This window comes from Phenylobacterium sp. J426 (genome assembly GCF_024699945.1).
Classification (GTDB): domain Bacteria; phylum Pseudomonadota; class Alphaproteobacteria; order Caulobacterales; family Caulobacteraceae; genus Phenylobacterium.
Genome location: NZ_JAJOMY010000001.1, coordinates 3,278,982 through 3,296,569 on the forward strand (window position 1 = coordinate 3,278,982; position 17,588 = coordinate 3,296,569).

At 68.6% G+C, this 17,588-nt stretch carries 22 protein-coding genes, 1 tRNA gene and 1 pseudogene; 7 read left to right on the top strand and 17 right to left on the bottom strand.

Annotated features, from left to right (window positions below; all coding sequences use genetic code 11):
• Nucleotides 1–2 precede the first annotated feature (2 nt).
• From LRS10_RS17300 to LRS10_RS17310, 3 genes and pseudogenes are all read right to left on the bottom strand, one after another.
• A pseudogene (locus LRS10_RS17300) lies at nt 3–1,290 on the bottom strand (homoserine dehydrogenase).
• Nucleotides 1,287–2,510 carry an LL-diaminopimelate aminotransferase gene (locus LRS10_RS17305; RefSeq protein ID WP_257838343.1) on the bottom strand — a complete coding sequence of 408 codons (1,224 nt, stop codon included), beginning with the start codon at nt 2,508–2,510 and terminating at the stop codon, nt 1,287–1,289. The pseudogene LRS10_RS17300 and the gene LRS10_RS17305 overlap by 4 nt, the downstream one beginning before the upstream one ends.
• Nucleotides 2,511–2,634: 124 nt before the next feature.
• On the bottom strand, nt 2,635–3,078 hold the full coding sequence (locus LRS10_RS17310) for a hypothetical protein (protein WP_257838344.1): 444 nt from the start codon (nt 3,076–3,078) through the stop codon (nt 2,635–2,637).
• Nucleotides 3,079–3,156: 78 nt separating this feature from the next.
• Here LRS10_RS17310 and phaC point away from each other — a divergent pair, with 78 nt between their 5' ends.
• Nucleotides 3,157–5,079, top strand: coding sequence for a class I poly(R)-hydroxyalkanoic acid synthase (phaC, locus tag LRS10_RS17315; protein ID WP_257838345.1), 1,923 nt, complete (start codon nt 3,157–3,159; stop codon nt 5,077–5,079).
• Here the strand turns inward: phaC and LRS10_RS17320 are convergent.
• Nucleotides 5,076–6,275: a tetratricopeptide repeat protein gene (locus LRS10_RS17320; RefSeq protein ID WP_257838346.1), complete on the bottom strand. Its 1,200-nt coding sequence runs from the start codon at nt 6,273–6,275 to the stop codon at nt 5,076–5,078. The genes phaC and LRS10_RS17320 overlap by 4 nt on opposite strands.
• A gap of 158 nt (nt 6,276–6,433) precedes the next feature.
• Between LRS10_RS17320 and LRS10_RS17325 the strand changes: the two genes are divergently transcribed.
• The 4 genes from LRS10_RS17325 to LRS10_RS17340 are packed head-to-tail and all read left to right on the top strand — an operon-like array spanning nt 6,434 to nt 8,135.
• Entirely contained in the window at nt 6,434–6,763 is a 330-nt protein-coding gene (locus LRS10_RS17325) for a PadR family transcriptional regulator (protein WP_257838347.1), read from the top strand.
• Nucleotides 6,760–7,326, top strand: coding sequence for a DUF1700 domain-containing protein (locus LRS10_RS17330; RefSeq protein ID WP_257838348.1), 567 nt, complete (start codon nt 6,760–6,762; stop codon nt 7,324–7,326). The genes LRS10_RS17325 and LRS10_RS17330 overlap by 4 nt, the downstream gene beginning before the upstream one ends.
• Before the next feature lie 13 nt (nt 7,327–7,339).
• On the top strand, nt 7,340–7,921 hold the full coding sequence (locus LRS10_RS17335) for a DUF2807 domain-containing protein (protein WP_257838349.1): 582 nt from the start codon (nt 7,340–7,342) through the stop codon (nt 7,919–7,921).
• Nucleotides 7,812–8,135 (top strand): DUF2807 domain-containing protein, encoded by a 324-nt coding sequence (locus LRS10_RS17340; RefSeq protein ID WP_257838350.1) that lies wholly within the window; start codon nt 7,812–7,814, stop codon nt 8,133–8,135. Before LRS10_RS17335 ends, LRS10_RS17340 begins: the two co-directional genes overlap by 110 nt.
• Before the next feature lie 86 nt (nt 8,136–8,221).
• Here LRS10_RS17340 and msrB read toward each other — a convergent pair whose 3' ends face one another.
• The 6 genes from msrB to LRS10_RS17370 form a co-directional block, all read right to left on the bottom strand.
• On the bottom strand, nt 8,222–8,713 hold the full coding sequence (gene msrB, locus LRS10_RS17345; RefSeq protein ID WP_257838351.1) for a peptide-methionine (R)-S-oxide reductase MsrB: 492 nt from the start codon (nt 8,711–8,713) through the stop codon (nt 8,222–8,224).
• A 43-nt stretch (nt 8,714–8,756) separates the two neighbouring features.
• Nucleotides 8,757–9,155, bottom strand: a complete 399-nt coding sequence (locus LRS10_RS17350; RefSeq protein ID WP_257838352.1) for a hypothetical protein — start codon at nt 9,153–9,155, stop codon at nt 8,757–8,759.
• A 76-nt stretch (nt 9,156–9,231) separates the two neighbouring features.
• Nucleotides 9,232–10,200 carry an N-acetyl-gamma-glutamyl-phosphate reductase gene (gene argC, locus LRS10_RS17355; protein WP_257838353.1) on the bottom strand — a complete coding sequence of 323 codons (969 nt, stop codon included), beginning with the start codon at nt 10,198–10,200 and terminating at the stop codon, nt 9,232–9,234.
• A gap of 77 nt (nt 10,201–10,277) precedes the next feature.
• A complete protein-coding gene (gene rpsI / locus LRS10_RS17360) occupies nt 10,278–10,769 on the bottom strand; it encodes a 30S ribosomal protein S9 (protein WP_257838354.1) in 492 nt (163 codons plus the stop codon).
• Complete coding sequence (gene rplM / locus LRS10_RS17365) at nt 10,769–11,242, bottom strand: 50S ribosomal protein L13 (RefSeq protein ID WP_257839198.1); 474 nt, start codon at nt 11,240–11,242, stop codon at nt 10,769–10,771. Before rplM ends, rpsI begins: the two co-directional genes overlap by 1 nt.
• A gap of 180 nt (nt 11,243–11,422) precedes the next feature.
• Nucleotides 11,423–12,454, bottom strand: a complete 1,032-nt coding sequence (locus tag LRS10_RS17370; protein ID WP_257838355.1) for a COX15/CtaA family protein — start codon at nt 12,452–12,454, stop codon at nt 11,423–11,425.
• Between the two features lie 94 nt (nt 12,455–12,548).
• On the opposite strand from LRS10_RS17370, the gene LRS10_RS17375 reads away from it, so the two are divergent.
• A complete protein-coding gene (locus tag LRS10_RS17375; protein WP_257838356.1) occupies nt 12,549–12,746 on the top strand; it encodes a DUF2842 domain-containing protein in 198 nt (65 codons plus the stop codon).
• Here LRS10_RS17375 and LRS10_RS17380 read toward each other — a convergent pair.
• Nucleotides 12,743–13,420, bottom strand: coding sequence for a TonB family protein (locus LRS10_RS17380; protein WP_308237977.1), 678 nt, complete (start codon nt 13,418–13,420; stop codon nt 12,743–12,745). The two genes, LRS10_RS17375 and LRS10_RS17380, sit on opposite strands and share 4 nt — an antisense overlap.
• Before the next feature lie 70 nt (nt 13,421–13,490).
• Between LRS10_RS17380 and LRS10_RS17385 the strand changes: the two genes are divergently transcribed.
• Nucleotides 13,491–13,567: transfer RNA gene (locus LRS10_RS17385), tRNA-Pro, on the top strand.
• Between the two features lie 22 nt (nt 13,568–13,589).
• Here LRS10_RS17385 and LRS10_RS17390 read toward each other — a convergent pair.
• From LRS10_RS17390 to LRS10_RS17415, 6 genes are all read right to left on the bottom strand, one after another.
• Nucleotides 13,590–14,000 (bottom strand): MerR family transcriptional regulator, encoded by a 411-nt coding sequence (locus tag LRS10_RS17390; protein ID WP_257838358.1) that lies wholly within the window; start codon nt 13,998–14,000, stop codon nt 13,590–13,592.
• 15 nt (nt 14,001–14,015) lie between these two features.
• On the bottom strand, nt 14,016–14,318 hold the full coding sequence (locus LRS10_RS17395; RefSeq protein ID WP_257838359.1) for an integration host factor subunit alpha: 303 nt from the start codon (nt 14,316–14,318) through the stop codon (nt 14,016–14,018).
• Between the two features lie 99 nt (nt 14,319–14,417).
• On the bottom strand, nt 14,418–15,398 hold the full coding sequence (locus tag LRS10_RS17400) for a beta-ketoacyl-ACP synthase III (RefSeq protein ID WP_257838360.1): 981 nt from the start codon (nt 15,396–15,398) through the stop codon (nt 14,418–14,420).
• Between the two features lies 1 nt (nt 15,399).
• Nucleotides 15,400–16,449 (bottom strand): phosphate acyltransferase PlsX, encoded by a 1,050-nt coding sequence (gene plsX / locus LRS10_RS17405; protein ID WP_257838361.1) that lies wholly within the window; start codon nt 16,447–16,449, stop codon nt 15,400–15,402.
• Between the two features lie 93 nt (nt 16,450–16,542).
• Nucleotides 16,543–17,010 carry a DUF177 domain-containing protein gene (locus LRS10_RS17410; protein ID WP_257838362.1) on the bottom strand — a complete coding sequence of 156 codons (468 nt, stop codon included), beginning with the start codon at nt 17,008–17,010 and terminating at the stop codon, nt 16,543–16,545.
• Between the two features lie 48 nt (nt 17,011–17,058).
• Nucleotides 17,059–17,583 (bottom strand): ubiquinol-cytochrome C chaperone family protein, encoded by a 525-nt coding sequence (locus LRS10_RS17415; RefSeq protein WP_257838363.1) that lies wholly within the window; start codon nt 17,581–17,583, stop codon nt 17,059–17,061.
• Nucleotides 17,584–17,588: the final 5 nt, after the last annotated feature.

Below are 17,588 nucleotides of genomic sequence, written 5' to 3' on the forward strand. Positions count from 1 at the left end.
TCTCAGATGCGTGCGATGCGCAACATCCGGGGCGATTCCAGCACCGCCGGCAGGTCGGCGATGCGTGCGATGGCGGCGGTGAGCACCGATTCCGCCACCGCATGGGTCGTCAGAACGATCGGGACGCCGTTGGCGTTCTCCACCGGCTTCTGCAGGAAGCTCTCGATCGAGACGCCGGCCTCAGCCAGGGTTTCCGAGACGGCGGCGATCACGCCGGGCTCATCCTTCACCAGGAACCGCAGATAGGCGCGGCTGAGGTTCTTGGACGGGTCCACCGGCTCGAACGGCTGGAGCGTCTGCGCCGGCGCCTGGAAGACCGGGCGCACGGCGCCGGTCATCACGTCGGCGATGTCGGCCGCCACCGCGGCGGCCGTCGGCCCGGCGCCCGCGCCGGCGCCCCTGGACGAAGATCCGGCCGACCCGCGCCCCTTCGATGAAGAGCGCGTTCAGCGCCCCGCCGGCCTGGGCCAGGGGATGGTTCAGCGGCGCCAGGGACGGATGCACCCGCACAAGGACGCCATCCGCGGAGCGGTCGGCGGAAGCCACCAGCTTGATCCGGTAGCCCAGGTCCTTCGCCATGTGGATGTCGAGCAGGTCGACCTGGTCGATCCCCTCGATCTCGGCGGCCGCGTAGTTCGGCGCGCAGCCGAAGGCCAGCGCCGCGAGGATGCTGATCTTGTGGGCGGCGTCGAACCCGCCCACGTCCATCGTCGGATCGGCCTCGGCATAGCCCAGCCGCTGGGCCTCGGCGAGCACCTCGGCGAACGAGCGGCCGGTCGCCTCCATCTCGGTCAGTATGTAGTTGCACGTGCCATTGAGGATGCCGGCGACCGACTTGATCTCGTCGCCGACAAGCGCCTCGCGGACCATCTTCACCGCCGGCGTGCCGCCCATGACGGCGGCCTCGAACAGCAGCGGCGCGCCCTGGGCCTCGGCGAGCGCGGCCAGCTCGGCGCCATGCTCGGCGATCAGCGCCTTGTTGGCCGTGACGACCGGCTTCCCGGCCGAAAGCGCCGCCTCCACCGCCGCCTTGGCGGGCCCGTCAGAGCCGCCGATCAGTTCGACAAAGACATCCGTCTCGTCCGACTGGGCCAGCGCCACCGGGTCGTCGAACCAGGCGAGCTTCGAGATGTCGAACGGACGTGGCCGCGAGCGGGAGCGCGCCGACACCCCGGTCACCAGCGCCTGCCCCCCGGCGGGTGCGAAGCCCGGCCGCTCGTCCAGGAACTTCAGAAGGCCGGCGCCGACGGTGCCCAGGCCCGCCACGCCGATACGCCAGGTCTTGCTCATGACTGCGCTGCGAGCGCGTTGTGCGCCCGTCCCAGGATCTCGTCGGCGTTAGACAGGAACTTCTTCACGTTGCGGGCGGCCTGACGGATGCGCTGCTCGTTCTCGACGAGACCGATCCGCACATAGCCCTCACCGTACTCGCCGAAGGCGATGCCGGGCGCGACGGCCACCCCCGCCTCCTCGACCAGCAGCTTGGAGAACAGCATCGAGCCGGCCTCCCTGTAGGCTTCCGGAAGCGGCGCCCAGGCGAACATGGAGGCCGGCGGCGCGGGAATGTCCCACCCGGCCCGCTTCATCGCGTCGATCAGGGTGTCGCGGCGGCTCTTGTAGATCGCCCGGATCTCCTCCACGCAGTCCTGCGGCCCGTTCAGCGCGGCTGCGGCCGCCACCTGGATGGGCGTGTACGCTCCGTAGTCGAGATAGGATTTCACCCGGGCGAGCGCCGCGCACATGCGCTCGTTGCCGACGACCATGCCGACCCGCCAACCCGCCATCGCGTAGGTCTTCGACAGCGAGTTGACCTCGACGGCGATGTCCTTCGCCCCATCCACCTGCAGGATCGAAGGCGGCGGGTTGTTGTCGAAGTAGATCTCCGAGTAGGCGATGTCCGAGAGCACGAGCATCTCGTGCTTCTTCGCCAGCGCCACCACCTCCTTGTAGAAGTCGAGGTCCACCCACTGGGCCGTCGGGTTCGACGGATAGCTGACAATCAGCACGCTGGGCGGCGGCGCCGAGTGCTTCACCGCGCGGCTGATCCCGGCGAGGTACTCCTCGGGCGACGGAGCCGGCACGTGACGGATCACCCCGCCAGCCATGATGAAGCCGTAGGCGTGGATCGGATAGGCCGGATTGGGGCAGACGATGACATCGCCGGGCGCGGTCAGCGCTTGCGCCAGGTTCGCGAAACCCTCCTTCGAGCCCAGGGTGGCGATCACCTCGGTGTCCGGGTTCAGCTTCACGCCGAAGCGCTTGCCGTAGTAGCCGGCCATGGCCTTGCGCAGGCCGCCGATGCCCTTGGAGGCCGAGTAGCGCCCGGCCTTCGGGTCGCGCGCCGTTTCGACCAGCTTGTCGACGATGTGCTTGGGGGTCGGCATGTCGGGATTGCCCATGCCGAAGTCGATGATGTCGACGCCCTGGCCGCGCAGGCGGCCCTTGATCTTGTTGACCTCCTCGAAAACGTAGGGAGGCAGGCGTCGGATACGGTGGAACTCGGGTGTCATGTCAGGAGGCCTTCGCCGCACTCATGCCCATGCGGCTCCGGTATGAGCTGGGGTTCGGCATCGATAGACTCCGGGCCGGAGTCCGCCAAGCCGCGTTTCGGGAATTCTATGCCTCCGCGACGCCTCAGCGCGGCGGAGGCGGGGTAGCTCGTTCCCGAAGCCCGCGGGCGAAGGCGTCCGAATCTTGCGTGGCCGTTGCCGGCAGCTCGGGGCCGGCGTCTCGACGGGCCCTCTCGGCGAACGACTCGCTGGCCTGCAGGGTCCAGGTGTCGGGCTCGGTCGCCCGGATCAGCTCGGCCCCGGCCGCCTTCACACGCTCAGCCTCACGGCCGTAGAGGCCCACCGGTCGCAGGTCCTTCGGCACGGCCGGGATGTCGCGGAAGCTGGGATAGTCCTGACGGGCGTTCGCCACCTTGGCGACTTCGGCCGCCACGGGCGAGTTCGGGTCGACCTTCGCATCGACGAACGGATTGGCCACGCAGGCCGAGAGGAGGCTCGCGGCCCCGCAGGTCGCCAGGAGCCTGGCGACGCGGCGGGCGTTCTCAAAAAGCGGGCGCGGCGCATTCATCTAAGTCACGCTCTTATGCGATGATCGTCCGGGGCGGAAGTCCGTGAGAGACTTTCCCTCGTCAGGGAGACTCGGCCCATGAGTGAAGAGACGACGGTGAAGTCCGGCAAGGGCAAGCTGAAGAAGCCGCCTTTGCCGGAGGAGAACCTGGCCGAGGCCTTGGCGCCCGCGCCGCCGCCGACCGCCGCAGAGAATCCCCAGCCGTCCTTCGATGCGATGGAGTTCACCGCCGAACAGCGCGAACAGCTGGAGAAGCTGTCGGGCAACCTCGCCCGGGCGGCGTTGGCCGCCCAGGGCGCGATCGCCGAGATGGCCCTCCGCCAGGCGGACCGTCCCGCTGCATTGTCGCCCGACCCCTTCAACGTGACGCCCGCGCTCACCCAGGTGATGAATCGCCTGGCCGCCCAGCCCGACCGGCTGATGAGGGCGCAGGCCGACCTCTTCAGCCGATACCTCGAACTCTGGCAGTCGGCCGCCCGGCGAGTTTCGGGCGAAGCCGTCGATCCGGTGGTGCAGCCGGCCAAGGGCGACAAGCGGTTCGCAGATCCCGACTGGTCCGAGAACCCCGTCTTCGACGTCATCAAGCAGTCCTATCTCCTGACCTCCAACTGGCTGAACGGCCTGGTGTCCGAGGTCGACGGCGTGGACCCGCTGGAGAAGCGCCGGGTCGAGTTCTTCATGAAGATGCTCACCGACGCGTTTTCGCCCTCGAACTTCCTTGCCTCGAACCCCGCAGCCCTGAAAGAGGTGATGGCCACGGGCGGCGAGAGCCTGGTCAAGGGCATGGAGAACTTCGCCGCCGATCTCGCGCGGGGTGGTGGCCAGCTGTCGATCGCCCAGACGGACTACGACCTCTTCAAGATCGGCGAGAACGTCGCCACCGCGCCCGGCAAGGTCGTCTTCCGCAACGAGATCATCGAGCTGATCCAGTACGCGCCGACGACCGAGCAGGTGCACGAGATCCCCCTGGTGATCTTCCCGCCCTGGATCAACAAGTTCTACATCCTCGATCTGCGGCCCGAGAACTCCATGATCCGCTGGCTCGCCGACCAGGGGATCACCGTCTTCGTCGCCTCCTGGGTCAATCCGACGCCGGAGCTCTCGACGAAGACCTTCGAGGACTACATGCGCCAAGGCATCTACGAGGGCGCGGCGGCCGCCATCGAGCAGTGCGGCGTCTCCCACGTGAACGCGGTGGGCTATTGCATCGGTGGCACCCTGCTCTCGGCCACCCTTGCACATATGGCCGCCAAGGGCGTGCAGCCGATCGGCGCCGCCACGTTCTTCGCCGCCCAGCAGGATTTCTCCGAAGCCGGCGACCTGCTGCTCTTCACGAACGAGGACTGGCTGAAGACGCTCGAGCAGAAGATGGACGAGGGCGGCGGGGTGCTGTCGGGCCAGGCCATGGCCGATACGTTCAACGCCTTACGCGCCAACGACCTGATCTGGTCTTTCTTCGTGAACAACTATCTGCTGGGCCGCGAGCCCAAGCCCTTCGACCTGCTGTTCTGGAACTCGGACCAGACCCGCATGCCGAAGACCCTGCACCTCTTCTATCTCCGGCGCTTCTACGGCGACAATGCGCTGGCCAAGGGCGAGCTCGTCCTCGATGGCGTGAAACTGAACCTCGGCGACGTGAAGATCCCGATCTACGTCCAGTCCTCGAAGGAGGACCACATCGCGCCCGCCCGCTCGGTGTACAAGGGCGCGAGGCTGTTCGGCGGCCCGGTGACCTTCACCATGGCCGGCTCCGGCCACATCGCTGGCGTCATCAATGCGCCCGCCGCCAACAAGTACCAGCACTGGACCCGCGACGACCTGCCCGAAAGCCTCGAGGCCTGGCAGGCTGGCGCCAGGGAGGCCGCGGGCTCCTGGTGGCCGCACTGGGTCGCCTGGCTGAAGGCGAAGTCGGGCGGCCTGATCCCCGCCCGCGATCCCGCGAAGGGCAAGCTGAAGCCGCTCGGCGATGCGCCCGGCGAATATGTGAAGGTCCGCAGCTAGGCGCGGCAGGTCCACGCGGCAACAAGGTCCGCCACCACGCCGGCCCAGTCGCCGTGGGACGGCTGCCGGAACAGCCGCGCCGTCGGGTACCAGGGCGAATGCGCCCTTCCCTGCATCCATCGCCAGTCGGCGTTGAACCAGGGCAGCAGGATCCAGACCGGCTTGCCCAGCGCGCCGGCCAGGTGCGCCGCGGCGGTATCGACGCTGATGATGAGGTCCAGCCGCTCCATCTGGGCGGCGACGTCGGCGAAGTCGCCGCCGGGCGGTGGCGTCAGTTCGACGAGCTGGGCGCCGGCATCGGCCAGCGGTTGCAGGATTTCGAAGGCTGGCAGCGAACGATGCGGGTTCGGCGTCGCCCGGCCTTGCCACATAACGCCCACGCCGCCTGTCTGCGCGAAGCCGCCCCACTTCGTCTTCCGGTCCTGTGGCGTCGATAGGTACGGCGCGGCTGGCAGGGTCGCCATCGTCACGCCAATGCGCCCCGGGATCGACTGCAGCCAGGTCCAGTAATCCGGCTGGGCCAGCGCCATCTGCGCCGACCGCTCGACCACCCGCACGCCCAGCGTCGCGAACAGCGCCGACAGCTCCGGTGGCGCGACCAGGGTGACGTCGGCGCCGCGCTTCGCCAGGTCCGGCGCGAACCGCGCGAACTGGATCTGGTCGCCGAAGCCCTGCTCGGGCCAGATGAGGATCGAGCGGCCGTCCAGCGGCTCGCCGCGCCACTCGCGCGGAAAGGGCGGCGCATCGATGTGCGCCCCGCCGAGGTCGCGCCGCGCCTCGAACAGCGGCCAGGCCTGGGTGAAGTCGCCGCGTCCGAGATGGATGTGAGCCAGGTCGAGCTTGGCCCGCCACAGTGACGGGTCCTGCCGCAGCGCTTCATCGTAAAGCCGCTCCGCCTCGTCCCACCGCCCGGTCGCTTGCAGGAGGTTGCCGAGCCGGTGGACGGCCGCCGTCATCCCGGGCTTCAGCCGGACCGCGTCCCGCAGCGCCTGCTCGGCTACTTCGTGCCGCTCCAGGCCCAGCAATGCGGCCCCGAGGTTGAACCGCACTTCGGCGCTGGTGGGCGCCACCGCCGCGATCCGCGTCCATAGCGCCGCGGCCTCGGCCAGCCGCCCGGCGCTCTGCAGCGCGGTGGCGTGCTGCACGGCGGCCATGATGTTGCCCTGGCTCAGCCTGGCGAATGGATCGGTGATCAAGACGCGGCCGCGGCTCCCCCGTGAGGCGGCCAGCGTCTCCCTGGGCCCGGGCCACCTGTCAAGCAACGCCGCTGTCCAAGGTTACTAACGTTTAATGCACGCTACCTTGCAGCGCCCACTACCTGTCGGTACACCAGAGCCCAGGAAGGAGCTCCGCCGTGCCGGAACCCATTGAGATCCAGCTGAAGAAAGGGGCGCTCGAACTCTGCGTTCTCGCCCTGCTCCACAGCCAGGACAGCTACGCCTATGAGATCGCCAGCCGCCTCTCCGACCAGATCGGGATGGGCGAAGGCACCATCTATCCGCTGATGCGCCGGTTGCAGTCGGACGGGCTTGTCGAGACCTATCTCGTGGAGAGCCCCGCGGGACCGCCGCGCAAATACTACCGGCTCACCGAGCCCGGCAAGCGCAGCTTCGCAAGCCAGAAGGACGCCTGGAGCTCGTTCTCCGGCGCCGTCGACCAGATCGTCTTTGGAGGGGCCAAATGACACGTCAGGCTTTCATGGCCCGGTTGCGGGAAGGCCTGCGCGGCCTGCCTCCGCAAGCCGTCGCCGACATCGTCGCCGACTACGAGGCGCACTTCACCGAAGGCGAGGCGGCGGGCCGCAGCGAGGCGGACGTCGCCGAGGCGCTCGGCAATCCCGACCGGCTCGCCCGCGAGCTCAAGGCCGAGGCGCAGCTGACCCGCTGGCGCGAGGAGCGCAGTCCCTCGTCTGCCGCCGGCGCCGTCTTCGCGGTCCTGGGCCTGGGCGCGATCGACATCCTGATCCTGCTGCCGATCCTTATGGCGGTGGCGGGCACGCTGTTCGGCCTCTTCATCGCGGTGATCGCCTGCTTCTTCGCCGGCGGCCTGCTGTTCGCCGCCGCGCCCTTCGTCGACCCGCCGGGCGGGACGGTGGCGGGCGTGCTGGCGGGAATCGGCCTGATGGCGGGCGCGACGTCCTTCGGCGCGATCCTGACCCTCGTCAGCATCGGCCTGATGAACGCCCTCGTCTGGTACGGGCGTCTTCACTACCGGCTGCTGAAGCCGGCTCTTGAACCTCAAGCCTAAGGGAGCGCACGCCATGATCCGGAATCTCGTCGTGATCGCCGTCGCCGGCTTCGTGCTCTGCCTCGCCGCGCTGTCCGCCGCCTTCGCCATCGGCGGACCCGACGCCATCGCTCGCGGCGGCTGGCACTGGGCCGGCGGCTGGGACCGGGACCACTGGGACTATGACTGGGACATCGACGTGCCGGAGAGCCGCGGCCCGGTGGCGACCCGGACCTTCCCCTGGGATGGCTCGGACCGCCTGAGCCTGAGCATACCGGCGGACGTCACCTACACTCAGGCTGATGGCCCGGCCCAGGTGGTGGTGACGGGGCCCCAGCGACTGCTCGATCGGATGTCGGTCGAAGACGGCCGCATCCGCGTCCGCAAGGCGGGCTGGGGGGTCCGCAAGGTGCAGATCGCCGTGACCGCCCCCCAACATCAGCCGCTTCCACCTGTCTGGCGCCAACCGGCTGACCATCCGCGACTACAATCAGCCCACCCTGTCGGTGGACGTCTCGGGCGCGTCCAAGATCGAGGCGCGCGGCCAGACCCAGGAGCTCGACATCGACATCTCGGGCGCCGGAGAGGCCGAGATGGGTCGGCTGGTCACGCGTGACGCCAAGGTCGACATTTCGGGCGCCGGCGAGGCGACGGTGGCGCCGACAGGCCGCGCCCGCCTGCAGATCTCCGGCATGGGCGAGATCAACCTGCTGACCGATCCGGCCGAGCTCGAGACCGACATCTCCGGGGCCGGCCAGATTCATCGTCGCCAGGGCGACGCGCCGGCGGCGGGCACGCAAGAAGCGGCGCCGGCCAAGACCAGCACCTGACACGTTCTGCAGACTGTCCCCCAAGCCAGCCTGCATAACTCGGGCCCGCGCTCCCCCGCGGGCCCGTTCTTTGTCCGAGGGCCGCTCTAGGCCGGCACGAATTTCAGAGCCACGCCGTTGTTGCAGTAGCGCAGGCCGGTGGGCCTGGGACCATCGTTGAACACGTGCCCTTGGTGGCCGAGGCATTGGGCGCAGTGGTACTCGGTGCGCGGGACGCCGATCTTGTAATCGGTCTTGGTCTCGATGGCGCCGGGGATCGCGCGGTAGAAGCTGGGCCAGCCGGTGCCGCTTTCGAACTTCCACTCGCTCTTGAAGAGCGGGAGATCGCAGCCGGCGCAGACGAACGTCCCCTTGCGCTTCTCGCCGTTCAGCGGGCTGGAGCCCGGGCGTTCCGTGTCCTCGTGACGAAGCACGCGGTAGGCGGCTGGGGACAAGCGCTGCTTCCACTGCGCGTCCGAGATCTTCCGCACGGGTGATGCCGCATAGCGGTCGGCGGCCAAAGTCGAGCCAGGCAGGCCGGAGAGTGCGATCAGCGAGGCGCCCAGCAGGAAGGCGCGCCGTTCGGTGTTCGTGTCCATGCTCCGATTACGTGGACCGACAGGCACGGGATGCAAGCGCAGCCTATTGGATGACAAAGACGAAGGTCTTCTCGACCTGATCCTCGATCAGCACGCGCACGACGTAGCGTCCCGCCGGATGGTGCTTGTCCGCCGACCAGACATTGAGGATCACGCCGTCATCGGGCGTCACGGTGCGTTCGCGTACGATCGGCGCGACGCCGTCCGGCCCGCTCAACTCCTCGCGATAGCGCACCTGCCGCTTCGGCGTGTCCAGCAGCATCATCCAGCCGTATTCCGGCTTGCCGGCCCGCAGAACCGTCCGCGTCGGGGTGAACGTCCCTTTGGCGTCGTCGAAAACGCCGAAATCGGACGCCACGATGCTCGTGCGCGCCTCGGCCAGCGCCAAGCCGGGCGACAGCAGAACGATGGCCGTCGCCGCGAGTCTCTGGATCGTCTTCATTTCAGCCCCGCCGATGACACGGCAGGAGACGCCCGAACGACAGCGCCGACCAGACGCCATGCGGTCGCAGCCGACGCTAGAGGCCGGCCGCCTCGTCGAGACCGAGCATAAGGTTCAGGTTCTGAACTGCGGCGCCGGATGCGCCCTTGCCGAGGTTGTCCAACAGGGCGATCAGCCGCGCCTGGCCGGACTGGGCGTTGCCGAACACGAACAGCCGCATGCAGTTCGTGTCGTTCAGCGCCTCGGGATCGAGGGCCTCGACGTGGCCGGCGGCCCCGGCGCGGGTTCTCTGCAGCTCGGCGCACTCGGCTCCGCCCGCCACCTCCACAAAGGTCTCGCCGGCGTAGTAGGTCTCCAACGCCACGTGCAGGTCGGACGGGTCCGGCTTACCGGGCAGCGCCCAAAGCTGAAGCGGAACCTCCACCAGCATCCCCTGAGCATAGCGGCCGACGGATGGCGCGAAGACCGGCGGATGGGCGATGCCCGTGTAGGCCTGCATCTCGGGCAGATGCTTGTGCGCCAGCGGCAAGCCATAGGCCCGGAAGACATCGCGGGCGCCCCGTTCCTCGAATTCGGCGATGAGGCCCTTGCCGCCGCCCGAATAGCCCGAGATCGCGTTCACGGTCAGCGGGAAGGCGACGGGGATGAGACCGGCGTCCACCAGCGGCCGCACCAGGGCGATGAAGCCCGTCGGGTAGCACCCGGGGTTCGCCACCCGCGTGGAGGCGCGGATCGCCTCCCGCTGGTTCCGGTCCAGCTCGGCGAAGCCATAGGTCCAGCCCGGCGCCACGCGGTGCGCCGTCGAGGCGTCGACCACCCTCACCTTCTCGTTGCGGATCAGCGACACGGCCTCCTTGGCGGCGTCGTCGGGCAGGCACAGCACGACGGCGTCGGCCGCGTTCAGCAACTCGGCGCGGGCGCCGGTGTCCTTCCGCCGGGCGGGATCAATCGACAGGATCTCGATATCGGTGCGGCCTTGGAGCCGCTCGCGGATCTGCAGTCCCGTGGTGCCGGCTTCGCCGTCGATGAAGACCGTGTGGGCCATGGTGGACTCCGGACAAAGAGAAAGGGCGCTCCGGTTTCCCGAAGCGCCCTTCCGAATACGCGAGTTGTCGCGCGCGGTTAGCGCTTCGAGAACTGGAAGCTGCGGCGGGCCTTGGCCTTGCCGTACTTCTTACGCTCGACGACACGCGGGTCGCGGGTCAGGAAACCGTGCGGCTTCAGGACCGAGCGCAGACCCGGCTCGTAGTAGGTCAGGGCCTTGGCGATGCCGTGGCGGACGGCGCCCGCCTGGCCCGACAGGCCCGAGCCTTCGACGGTCACGACGACGTCGAACTGGCCGAGACGGTCGGCGATCTGCAGCGGCTGGGCGATCATCATGCGCAGCACAGGACGCGCGAAGTAGATCTCCTGGTCGCGGCCGTTGATCGTGATCGCGCCCTTGCCCGGCTTGATCCACACGCGGGCCACCGCGTTCTTACGCTTGCCGGTCGCATAGGCGCGGCCCTGGGCGTCGATCTTCGGCTCGCGGACGACGGCGTCTTCGGCCGCTTGCGTGCCGAGGCCCTTCAGGGCGTCGAAGCCGGTCGCTTCTTGGGTGTTGGCTTCGCTCATTACGCGCTCCGCACGTTCTTGGCGTTCAGGTCGGCGAACGCGATGGTCTCGGGGTTCTGGGCCGCGTGCGGGTGCTCGTCGCCCGTGTAGATGCGCAGGTGCGTCATCTGCTTGCGGGCCAGCGGGCTTTCCTTCGGCAGCATGCGCTCGACGGCCTTCTCCAGCACGCGCTCGGGGTACTTGCCGCCGAGGATCTGGCCGGCGGTGCGTTGCTTGACGCCGCCCGGGTGGCCGGTATGCCAGTAGAAGATCTTGTCCGACAGCTTCTTGCCGGTGAACTTCACCTTGTCCGCGTTCACGACGACGACGAAGTCGCCGCAGTCCACGTGCGGGGTGTAGTCGGGCCGATGCTTGCCGCGAAGACGCATGGCGATGAACGAAGCCAGGCGGCCGACCACGGCGTCCTTGGCGTCGACCACGATCCACTTCTTCTCGACCTCGGCGGGCTTCAGCGAAGCCGTCGTAGCCTTCAACATGGTGTAATCCGTCAGAATGGTGCGGGTGCGCGAACGTGCGTCCCCGACGTGAGGCGCGGCATATGCCGCTCCAAAGCCGCAATGTCAACGCCGTTTTGCGTCGCGAGTTTCGACAAAAGACTGTGAAAACAGTGAGTTATCGTTAGTGGTATTATGATACCGCGTCTTTTCTGGGCGTCAGATGCGCCGGGTCCGCCAGGCGAACGCCGTCGCCACGCCGAGAACGAGCGCCGCCACGAGCTGGTGGGCGATGCCAAGGCTGAGCGGAACGCGGGCCATCAGGGTGGCGACGCCCAGCACCACCTGCAGCAGCACGGCGGCCGCCAGCGCCACGCCCAGCATCTTGCTCTCGCGGTGGAGATAGTTCGAGCGCCACGCCGACAGCCCCACAGCGACAGCGACGCCGGTGACGAGATAGGCCATGAGCCGATGATGCAGCTGTACGGCGCCCTGGCTGTGCGCCAGCGTCCCCCACAGCGTCGCCGCCGCATAGTCCTCGGGGACCAGCCGCCCGCCCATCAGCGGGAAGTCGTTGTAGACCAGGCCCGCGTCGTTCCCGGCCACCAGGGCGCCCAGCAGGATCTGGAAGTAGATCAGCGCCAGCAGCCAGGCCGCCCTGCGCCCCCAGGGGCTGGGAAGCGTTTGCCGTGCGCCGCCCGCCCAGGCGTCGAGCGCGGTCCAGACGAGCAGCGACAGCAGCGCAAACGCCAGACCCAGGTGGACGGTGAGCCGTTCGGGCGCCACCGAGACCCGCTCGGTCAGCCCGCTCGCCACCATCCACCATCCGACGGCGCCCTGCAGCGCGCCCAGCACGAAGATGCCGACCAGGCGCCAGGTCAATCGTCTGGGAATCTCCCGCCGGATCGCGAACCACACGAACGGGGCGAAGAAGACCAGGCCCGTGAGTCGTCCGAGGAACCGGTGGCCCCACTCCCACCAGTAGATCGTCTGGAACTCGGCCAGGCTCATCCCGCGGTTCACCTGCTGGTACTGCGGGATCTCGCGATACTTGGCGAACTCCGTCTGCCAGGCCTGCTCGCTCAGCGGGGGGATCGCGCCCGTGACCGGCCGCCACTCTGTGATCGAGAGGCCGGAGTCCGTCAGCCGCGTGGCGCCGCCCACGATCACCATGGCCAGCACGAAGGCGGCCACCACGAAAAGCCAGACGGCGACAGGCTTGGAGCGATCGGAACGCAGGAACGAGGTCATGAGGTCTGCGGGGTGGCGCCGCTTGTGGGCCGAACTTGGGCCGCTCCTTTATCGCTCTTGGGCCGGAAGCGCGACCCCGCTATAGCGCAGCCCCATGACCGCACGCGTGCGCAAGCTCATCGGCCTGTTCGGGATCGTCGGGTTCCTGCTGTTCTACGTCTGGGCGGTCGCTTCGATCGGCGCCTTCGTCGCCGACCATTGGGCGGCCCAGCTCGCCTACTACGGCCTGGCCGGCATCCTCTGGGGCGTGCCGATCCTTCCGCTCATCACCTGGATGAACCGCGGGCGTTAGCGCACCCGAACTGGAGGCCGCATCGGCGGCGGCTTCGGGAACACGACACGGAACGCCACGCGCCCAGGTCCCTCGGGCGCATCCGGACCCGCCTTGATGTACCTGCGCTCAGCCATCCGCAGAGCAGCGGATGAGAATGCAAATCCACCGGGCGCCTCCTCGACCGAACGGCAGGCGTCAAGAGCCCGCGCCTTGCCGACCAGGCAGTCGATGATCGCGACTCCGCCAACCCCTGCCCGATAGGCATTGTCAGGGAAATACGGTCCGGGCGGCCCCAGGTGGCTCCACCGTGTCGGGTCGCCGAACACCACATCCCGCGGCCGCTCCGGCAGCTTGAACCGGATCGGGAGCAGCAGCGCATTCCCCACGCCATGAGCTTCCACGTTCCAGCGAAACTTCGGGATCAGGCTCAGCGCGGCCGCGCCGAATCCCGCGTCAGCGGGCTCCTCGGACACGATCGTGCAACTGCTGAGCCGACCTGCCGCGTCCGCAGCGCACGATAGGGTTGCGATCCCCTCCACCCCTCCGTCCGACGCCTTCGCAGGATAGGCCGCGAGCAGATCCTCGGAGGAGGGGAGCATTGACCAGCGGCTCGCCGCCATCTGGGCCACGGCGACGTCTGAACCGGCTGAGGCCAAGACCAGCGCCGCGCTCAGGAGTGAAGTACGCCGCATCGCTCCCCCGAAAAATGCGCTTGCCGGTCTGGCTGCTTCCGCTAGAAGACCCGCCTCGCCGACCGGCCTGCGGAGCGTAGCGCAGCCTGGTAGCGCACTTGACTGGGGGTCAAGGGGTCGCAGGTTCGGATCCTGTCGCTCCGACCATCGGCCGGCGGCGAGTTTTCCTTCAGCCCTTGAGCAGCGCGTCGAGACGCTGCTTGGCGCTCTCCAGGTCGCGCAACGCAGTCAGTAAGGCCTCGGTGTTTCCTGGCGCGGTCTTCGGGCTGCCGGATGACGCGGCTGGCGCGGTCCCAACCGCAAACGCGCCGCCCTCGCCCGCCGCGATCAGGCGCTTCAGCCCCTGTTCGCGGTGCAGCTTCTGCACGCCCTTGATGGTGTAGCCCTCGTCGTGCAGCAGCCGGCGCACGCCACGCAGCACCGCTATGTCGGCGGGCCGGTAGAACCGGCGGCCGCCCGCCCGCTTCATGGGTCGGATGAAGGCGAACTTGGTTTCCCAGAACCGCAGCACGTGCTGGGGCACGTTGAGCTCGTCCGCCGCTTCGGAGATCGTGCGGAACGCGTCCGGGCCCTTGGCCACGGCGTTACGGCGTCCTCACCGCGATAGCGCCTGGTCGACCCGCGCCTTCATCACTTGCGAGGCGCGGAAGCCAATCACGCGGCGGGGTTCGATGGCGGCGGGCTCGCCGGTCTTCGGATTGCGGCCCATCCGGGCGCGCTTGGAGCGGACCTGGAACACCCCGAACCCGGAGAGCTTCACCTGCTCGCCGCGCTCCAGCGCCTGGCACATCAGTTCGAGCACCCGCTCGACGAGTTCGCTGCAATCCTGGCGGGTGAGGCCCACCTGTTCGTGCACGGCCTCGCAGAGGTCCGCCCGGGTGACGGTCGCCCCCTTCATCCTTACGCTGACCCCCCGCCGAGACATCGTTCATGGATCTTGATTGTCCTATCGGCTCAAAGACTTCAAGTCACGCTTTGCAGGCCCTGGTTAAGGCGCCTACAGCCGCAGCACGCAGGCGCCCCAGGTGAGGCCGCCGCCCATGGCTTCGAGCAGCAGCAACTGGCCCGGTTTGATTCGGCCGTCGTGCACGCCCTGGTCGAGCGCCAGGGGGATGGACGCGGCAGAGGTGTTGGCGTGTTCGGCCACGGTCGAGATCACCTTGGTCTCGTCGATACCCAGCCGCTTCGCCACCCCTTCCAGGATGCGCTGGTTGGCCTGGTGCGGAATGAACCAGTCCACCGAAGAGACCTCGACCCCGGCGTCCGCGGCGGCGGCGGTCACCGCCTCCGAGATGTTCACCACGGCGTGGCGGAACACCTGATTGCCCTGCATCCGCAGATAGCCGGTGGTCCGCGTCGTCGACACGCCGCCGTCCACATACAGAAGTTCCTGCTTGGTGCCGTCGGCGCGCAGGGCGAAGCCCAGAAGGCCGCGGTCGGCCGTCGTCCCCTCACCTTCCCCCGGCTCCACCACGACCGCGCCGGCGCCGTCGCCAAACAGCACGCAGGTGCCGCGGTCGGTCCAGTCCATCAGGCGGGTCATGCACTCGGCGCCGATCACCAGCGCGCATTTCGCGCGGCCGCGGGCGACGAACCCGTCCGCCGTGGACAGCGCGTAGACGAAGCCCGAGCAAACCGCCTGCACATCGAAGGCGATGCCAACCGGCGCGCCAAGCTTGCGCTGCACGATGGTGGCCGTCGCCGGGAAGGTCAGGTCAGGCGTGGTCGTTGCCACGATGATCAGGTCGACGTCGTCCGGCGTGCGGCCCGCCGCGGCCAGGGCGCGCCTCGCGGCCTCCACCGCCAGGTCCGAGACCGGCTGGTCGTCCGCAGCCTTGCGGCGCTGGGTGATGCCTGTTCGCTCGCGGATCCACTCGTCGGAGGTCTCGACGATCTTGGCGAGGTCGTCGTTCGTGACGATCCCATCAGGGAGATACCCCCCGACCCCGGTGACCACGCTACGCAGGACTTTAGACACTCTAGGCGGCTCCGTCCGCAGGGGCCGCGGAAGAGAGCGCGGCGGGAAGGCGCCTCATATTCCGTTCGATCTCCGAGGCAAACCCGCTTTGCGCGACGTCAGCTGCGGCGCGGATGGCCATGGCGAACTGCCGGTCGTCGGCTCCGCCGTGGCATTTCAGCACCAGGCCGTTCAGGCCGAGCAGCGGAGCGGCGGGCGGCGGATTGATCCTGTCCCGGAAGCGGAGCAGCGACGGTCGCGCCAACAGCGCGCCCAGGCTCGAGAACGGCCCGGCGGTGAGCGCGGACTTCAGCTCGCCGTACATGAACTTCGCCGCGCCCTCCATGGACTTCAGCGCGACATTCCCGGTGAAGCCGTCGGTGACGATCACATCGACAGTGCCCTTGGTGATGTCGTCACCCTCGACGAAGCCCCGATATTCCAGGTCGAGGCCACCCTCACGGAGGATGCGGTTGGCTTCGCGGACCTCTTCATGGCCCTTCATCTCTTCCGAGCCGACGTTGAGCAGGCCGACGGTGGGCCGGGCGACCCCATGGGCGGCGCGGTGATAGGCCTCTCCCATGATCGCGAACTCGACGAGCCGCTCAGCGTCGCAATCGACGTTGGCGCCCACGTCGAGGAAGGTGCTGACGCCCTTGGCATGGGGGATGGACGCCACCAGCGCCGGGCGATCGAGGTCGGCGCTCATCCGCAGGATCAGCTTGGAGATCGCCATCAGAGCGCCCGTATTGCCGGCCGAGACGGAGACGCTGGCGGCGCCCTCTCGGATGGCCTCGACAGCGTTCCACATCGAGCTGCCCTTGGCCCGCCGCAGCGCCTGGGCGGGCTTCTCATCCATGCCGACGACACGTTCGGCGTGGCGAAGCTCGACGCGCTCGAGGAGGCCGGAGCACTTGCTGACCTCCGCCCGCAGCTGCGTCTCGTCTCCGTGCAACAGGCAGCGCACGTGGGCTGGCAAGTCCTTGAGGGCTCGCGCGGCGGCCGGAACCACCACGGACGGGCCATGGTCGCCGCCCATGGCGTCGATGGAAATCACCAGAGGTTGGGTCAAGTCGGCGCTTTCGTCCCTCGGCGGCCTTCAGCCGGAATCACCGCGACCATACGCGCCGGTTTCCATTCTGAAAACTGGAGCCGCGGTCGCGCCTCAGCCCTTCGGCTCCTGGAGCTTCCTGAGCACCGCAAAAGGAGACTCCTCCTCCTGCGGCGGCTGGTAGTCGAACGTAGCGCCCGGCTTCCGCGGGAACGGGTCGAGCTCCAGCGACAGGTGCTCTACGACATATTCGGTCACGTCGATGGCGTCGCTCGTCAGCACGTCCGGCGGGTCGTCCGCTTCCAGATCCAGCTCCATCTCGCCGACCTCGGGGTCGGGCGCGTTTTCGCTGCCCGGCGGGACCACGCGGGCGAAAACCTCGCCGGACACCGCCTGTTCGAACGGGTCGAGCGTCACCCCGCAGACGTATTCCACCACAGCATCGAACCGGCCCGACACCTCAGCGCCGTCCAGCCACGGCTTCACCGTCACGTCGGCGGTCAGACTGGGCAGGCTGCGCAGGCCCAATCGCTTGGCGATCGCGGCGCGCTCGGTCTCGTCCGGCGCCAGCGCCAGACGCACCGGCCCCCCGGTTCACCTCGTGCAGCTTCAGCGGCTTGCCCCAGGCGCTCATGCGGCCCTCCAGTCGACCTTGCCGGCCAGCAGGTCCTCCAAACGATTGGCGGCCAGCGCCTCCCGCTGCGCGAGCACGTAGTCGGCGAGCTCGGCGGAACGATCCGCCACGCCGGCGTACACCGTTCGGCCCATGACCGCCTCCAGCGGAGCCCGGTCGGGGAGCAGGTCCAGCGCTTGCTGGTAGTTCTTCCCTCGGCCGTAGAAGGCCTCTCCCAGCTTCCGCATCTTCTTGCCCACCACCATGTCGCCCACGCCCAGCTCGCGCAGCGCGTCATCGAGGTGGCTGACGTAGGCGTCGAACAGCGCCTGGGACACCTCGGTTGCGGCCGCGCCGTGCCCTCGCAGCCGCTCCAGCAACAGCACCACGTGCAGGCTGTAGATCTCGAAGCGGCCTTCCGGCGTGTCGGGCGCCCCAAGATCGCGATACAGCGCCGGCGACCGCGCCTGCTCCACCACCCGCGCATACAACGCGCGCCCGGCGGTCCGCGCCGGCTTGGGCTTGAACAGGCTCTTCAGCATGGGTC

Excerpts from the sequence above, each read along its gene's own strand:
- LRS10_RS17395 (WP_257838359.1), bottom strand. The coding sequence starts at position 14,318 with ATGAAGGGGGCGACCGTCACCCGGGCGGACCTCTGCGAGGCCGTGCAC.
- argC (WP_257838353.1), bottom strand. The coding sequence starts at position 10,200 with ATGGCCCACACGGTCTTCATCGACGGCGAAGCCGGCACCACGGGACTG.
- LRS10_RS17310 (WP_257838344.1), bottom strand. The coding sequence starts at position 3,078 with ATGAATGCGCCGCGCCCGCTTTTTGAGAACGCCCGCCGCGTCGCCAGG.
- LRS10_RS17380 (WP_308237977.1), bottom strand. The coding sequence starts at position 13,420 with ATGCGGCGTACTTCACTCCTGAGCGCGGCGCTGGTCTTGGCCTCAGCC.
- LRS10_RS17375 (WP_257838356.1), top strand. The coding sequence starts at position 12,549 with ATGACCGCACGCGTGCGCAAGCTCATCGGCCTGTTCGGGATCGTCGGG.
- LRS10_RS17335 (WP_257838349.1), top strand. The coding sequence starts at position 7,340 with ATGATCCGGAATCTCGTCGTGATCGCCGTCGCCGGCTTCGTGCTCTGC.
- LRS10_RS17305 (WP_257838343.1), bottom strand. The coding sequence starts at position 2,510 with ATGACACCCGAGTTCCACCGTATCCGACGCCTGCCTCCCTACGTTTTC.
- LRS10_RS17330 (WP_257838348.1), top strand. The coding sequence starts at position 6,760 with ATGACACGTCAGGCTTTCATGGCCCGGTTGCGGGAAGGCCTGCGCGGC.
- LRS10_RS17370 (WP_257838355.1), bottom strand. The coding sequence starts at position 12,454 with ATGACCTCGTTCCTGCGTTCCGATCGCTCCAAGCCTGTCGCCGTCTGG.
- rpsI (WP_257838354.1), bottom strand. The coding sequence starts at position 10,769 with ATGAGCGAAGCCAACACCCAAGAAGCGACCGGCTTCGACGCCCTGAAG.
- LRS10_RS17415 (WP_257838363.1), bottom strand. The coding sequence starts at position 17,583 with ATGCTGAAGAGCCTGTTCAAGCCCAAGCCGGCGCGGACCGCCGGGCGC.
- LRS10_RS17350 (WP_257838352.1), bottom strand. The coding sequence starts at position 9,155 with ATGAAGACGATCCAGAGACTCGCGGCGACGGCCATCGTTCTGCTGTCG.
- phaC (WP_257838345.1), top strand. The coding sequence starts at position 3,157 with ATGAGTGAAGAGACGACGGTGAAGTCCGGCAAGGGCAAGCTGAAGAAG.
- msrB (WP_257838351.1), bottom strand. The coding sequence starts at position 8,713 with ATGGACACGAACACCGAACGGCGCGCCTTCCTGCTGGGCGCCTCGCTG.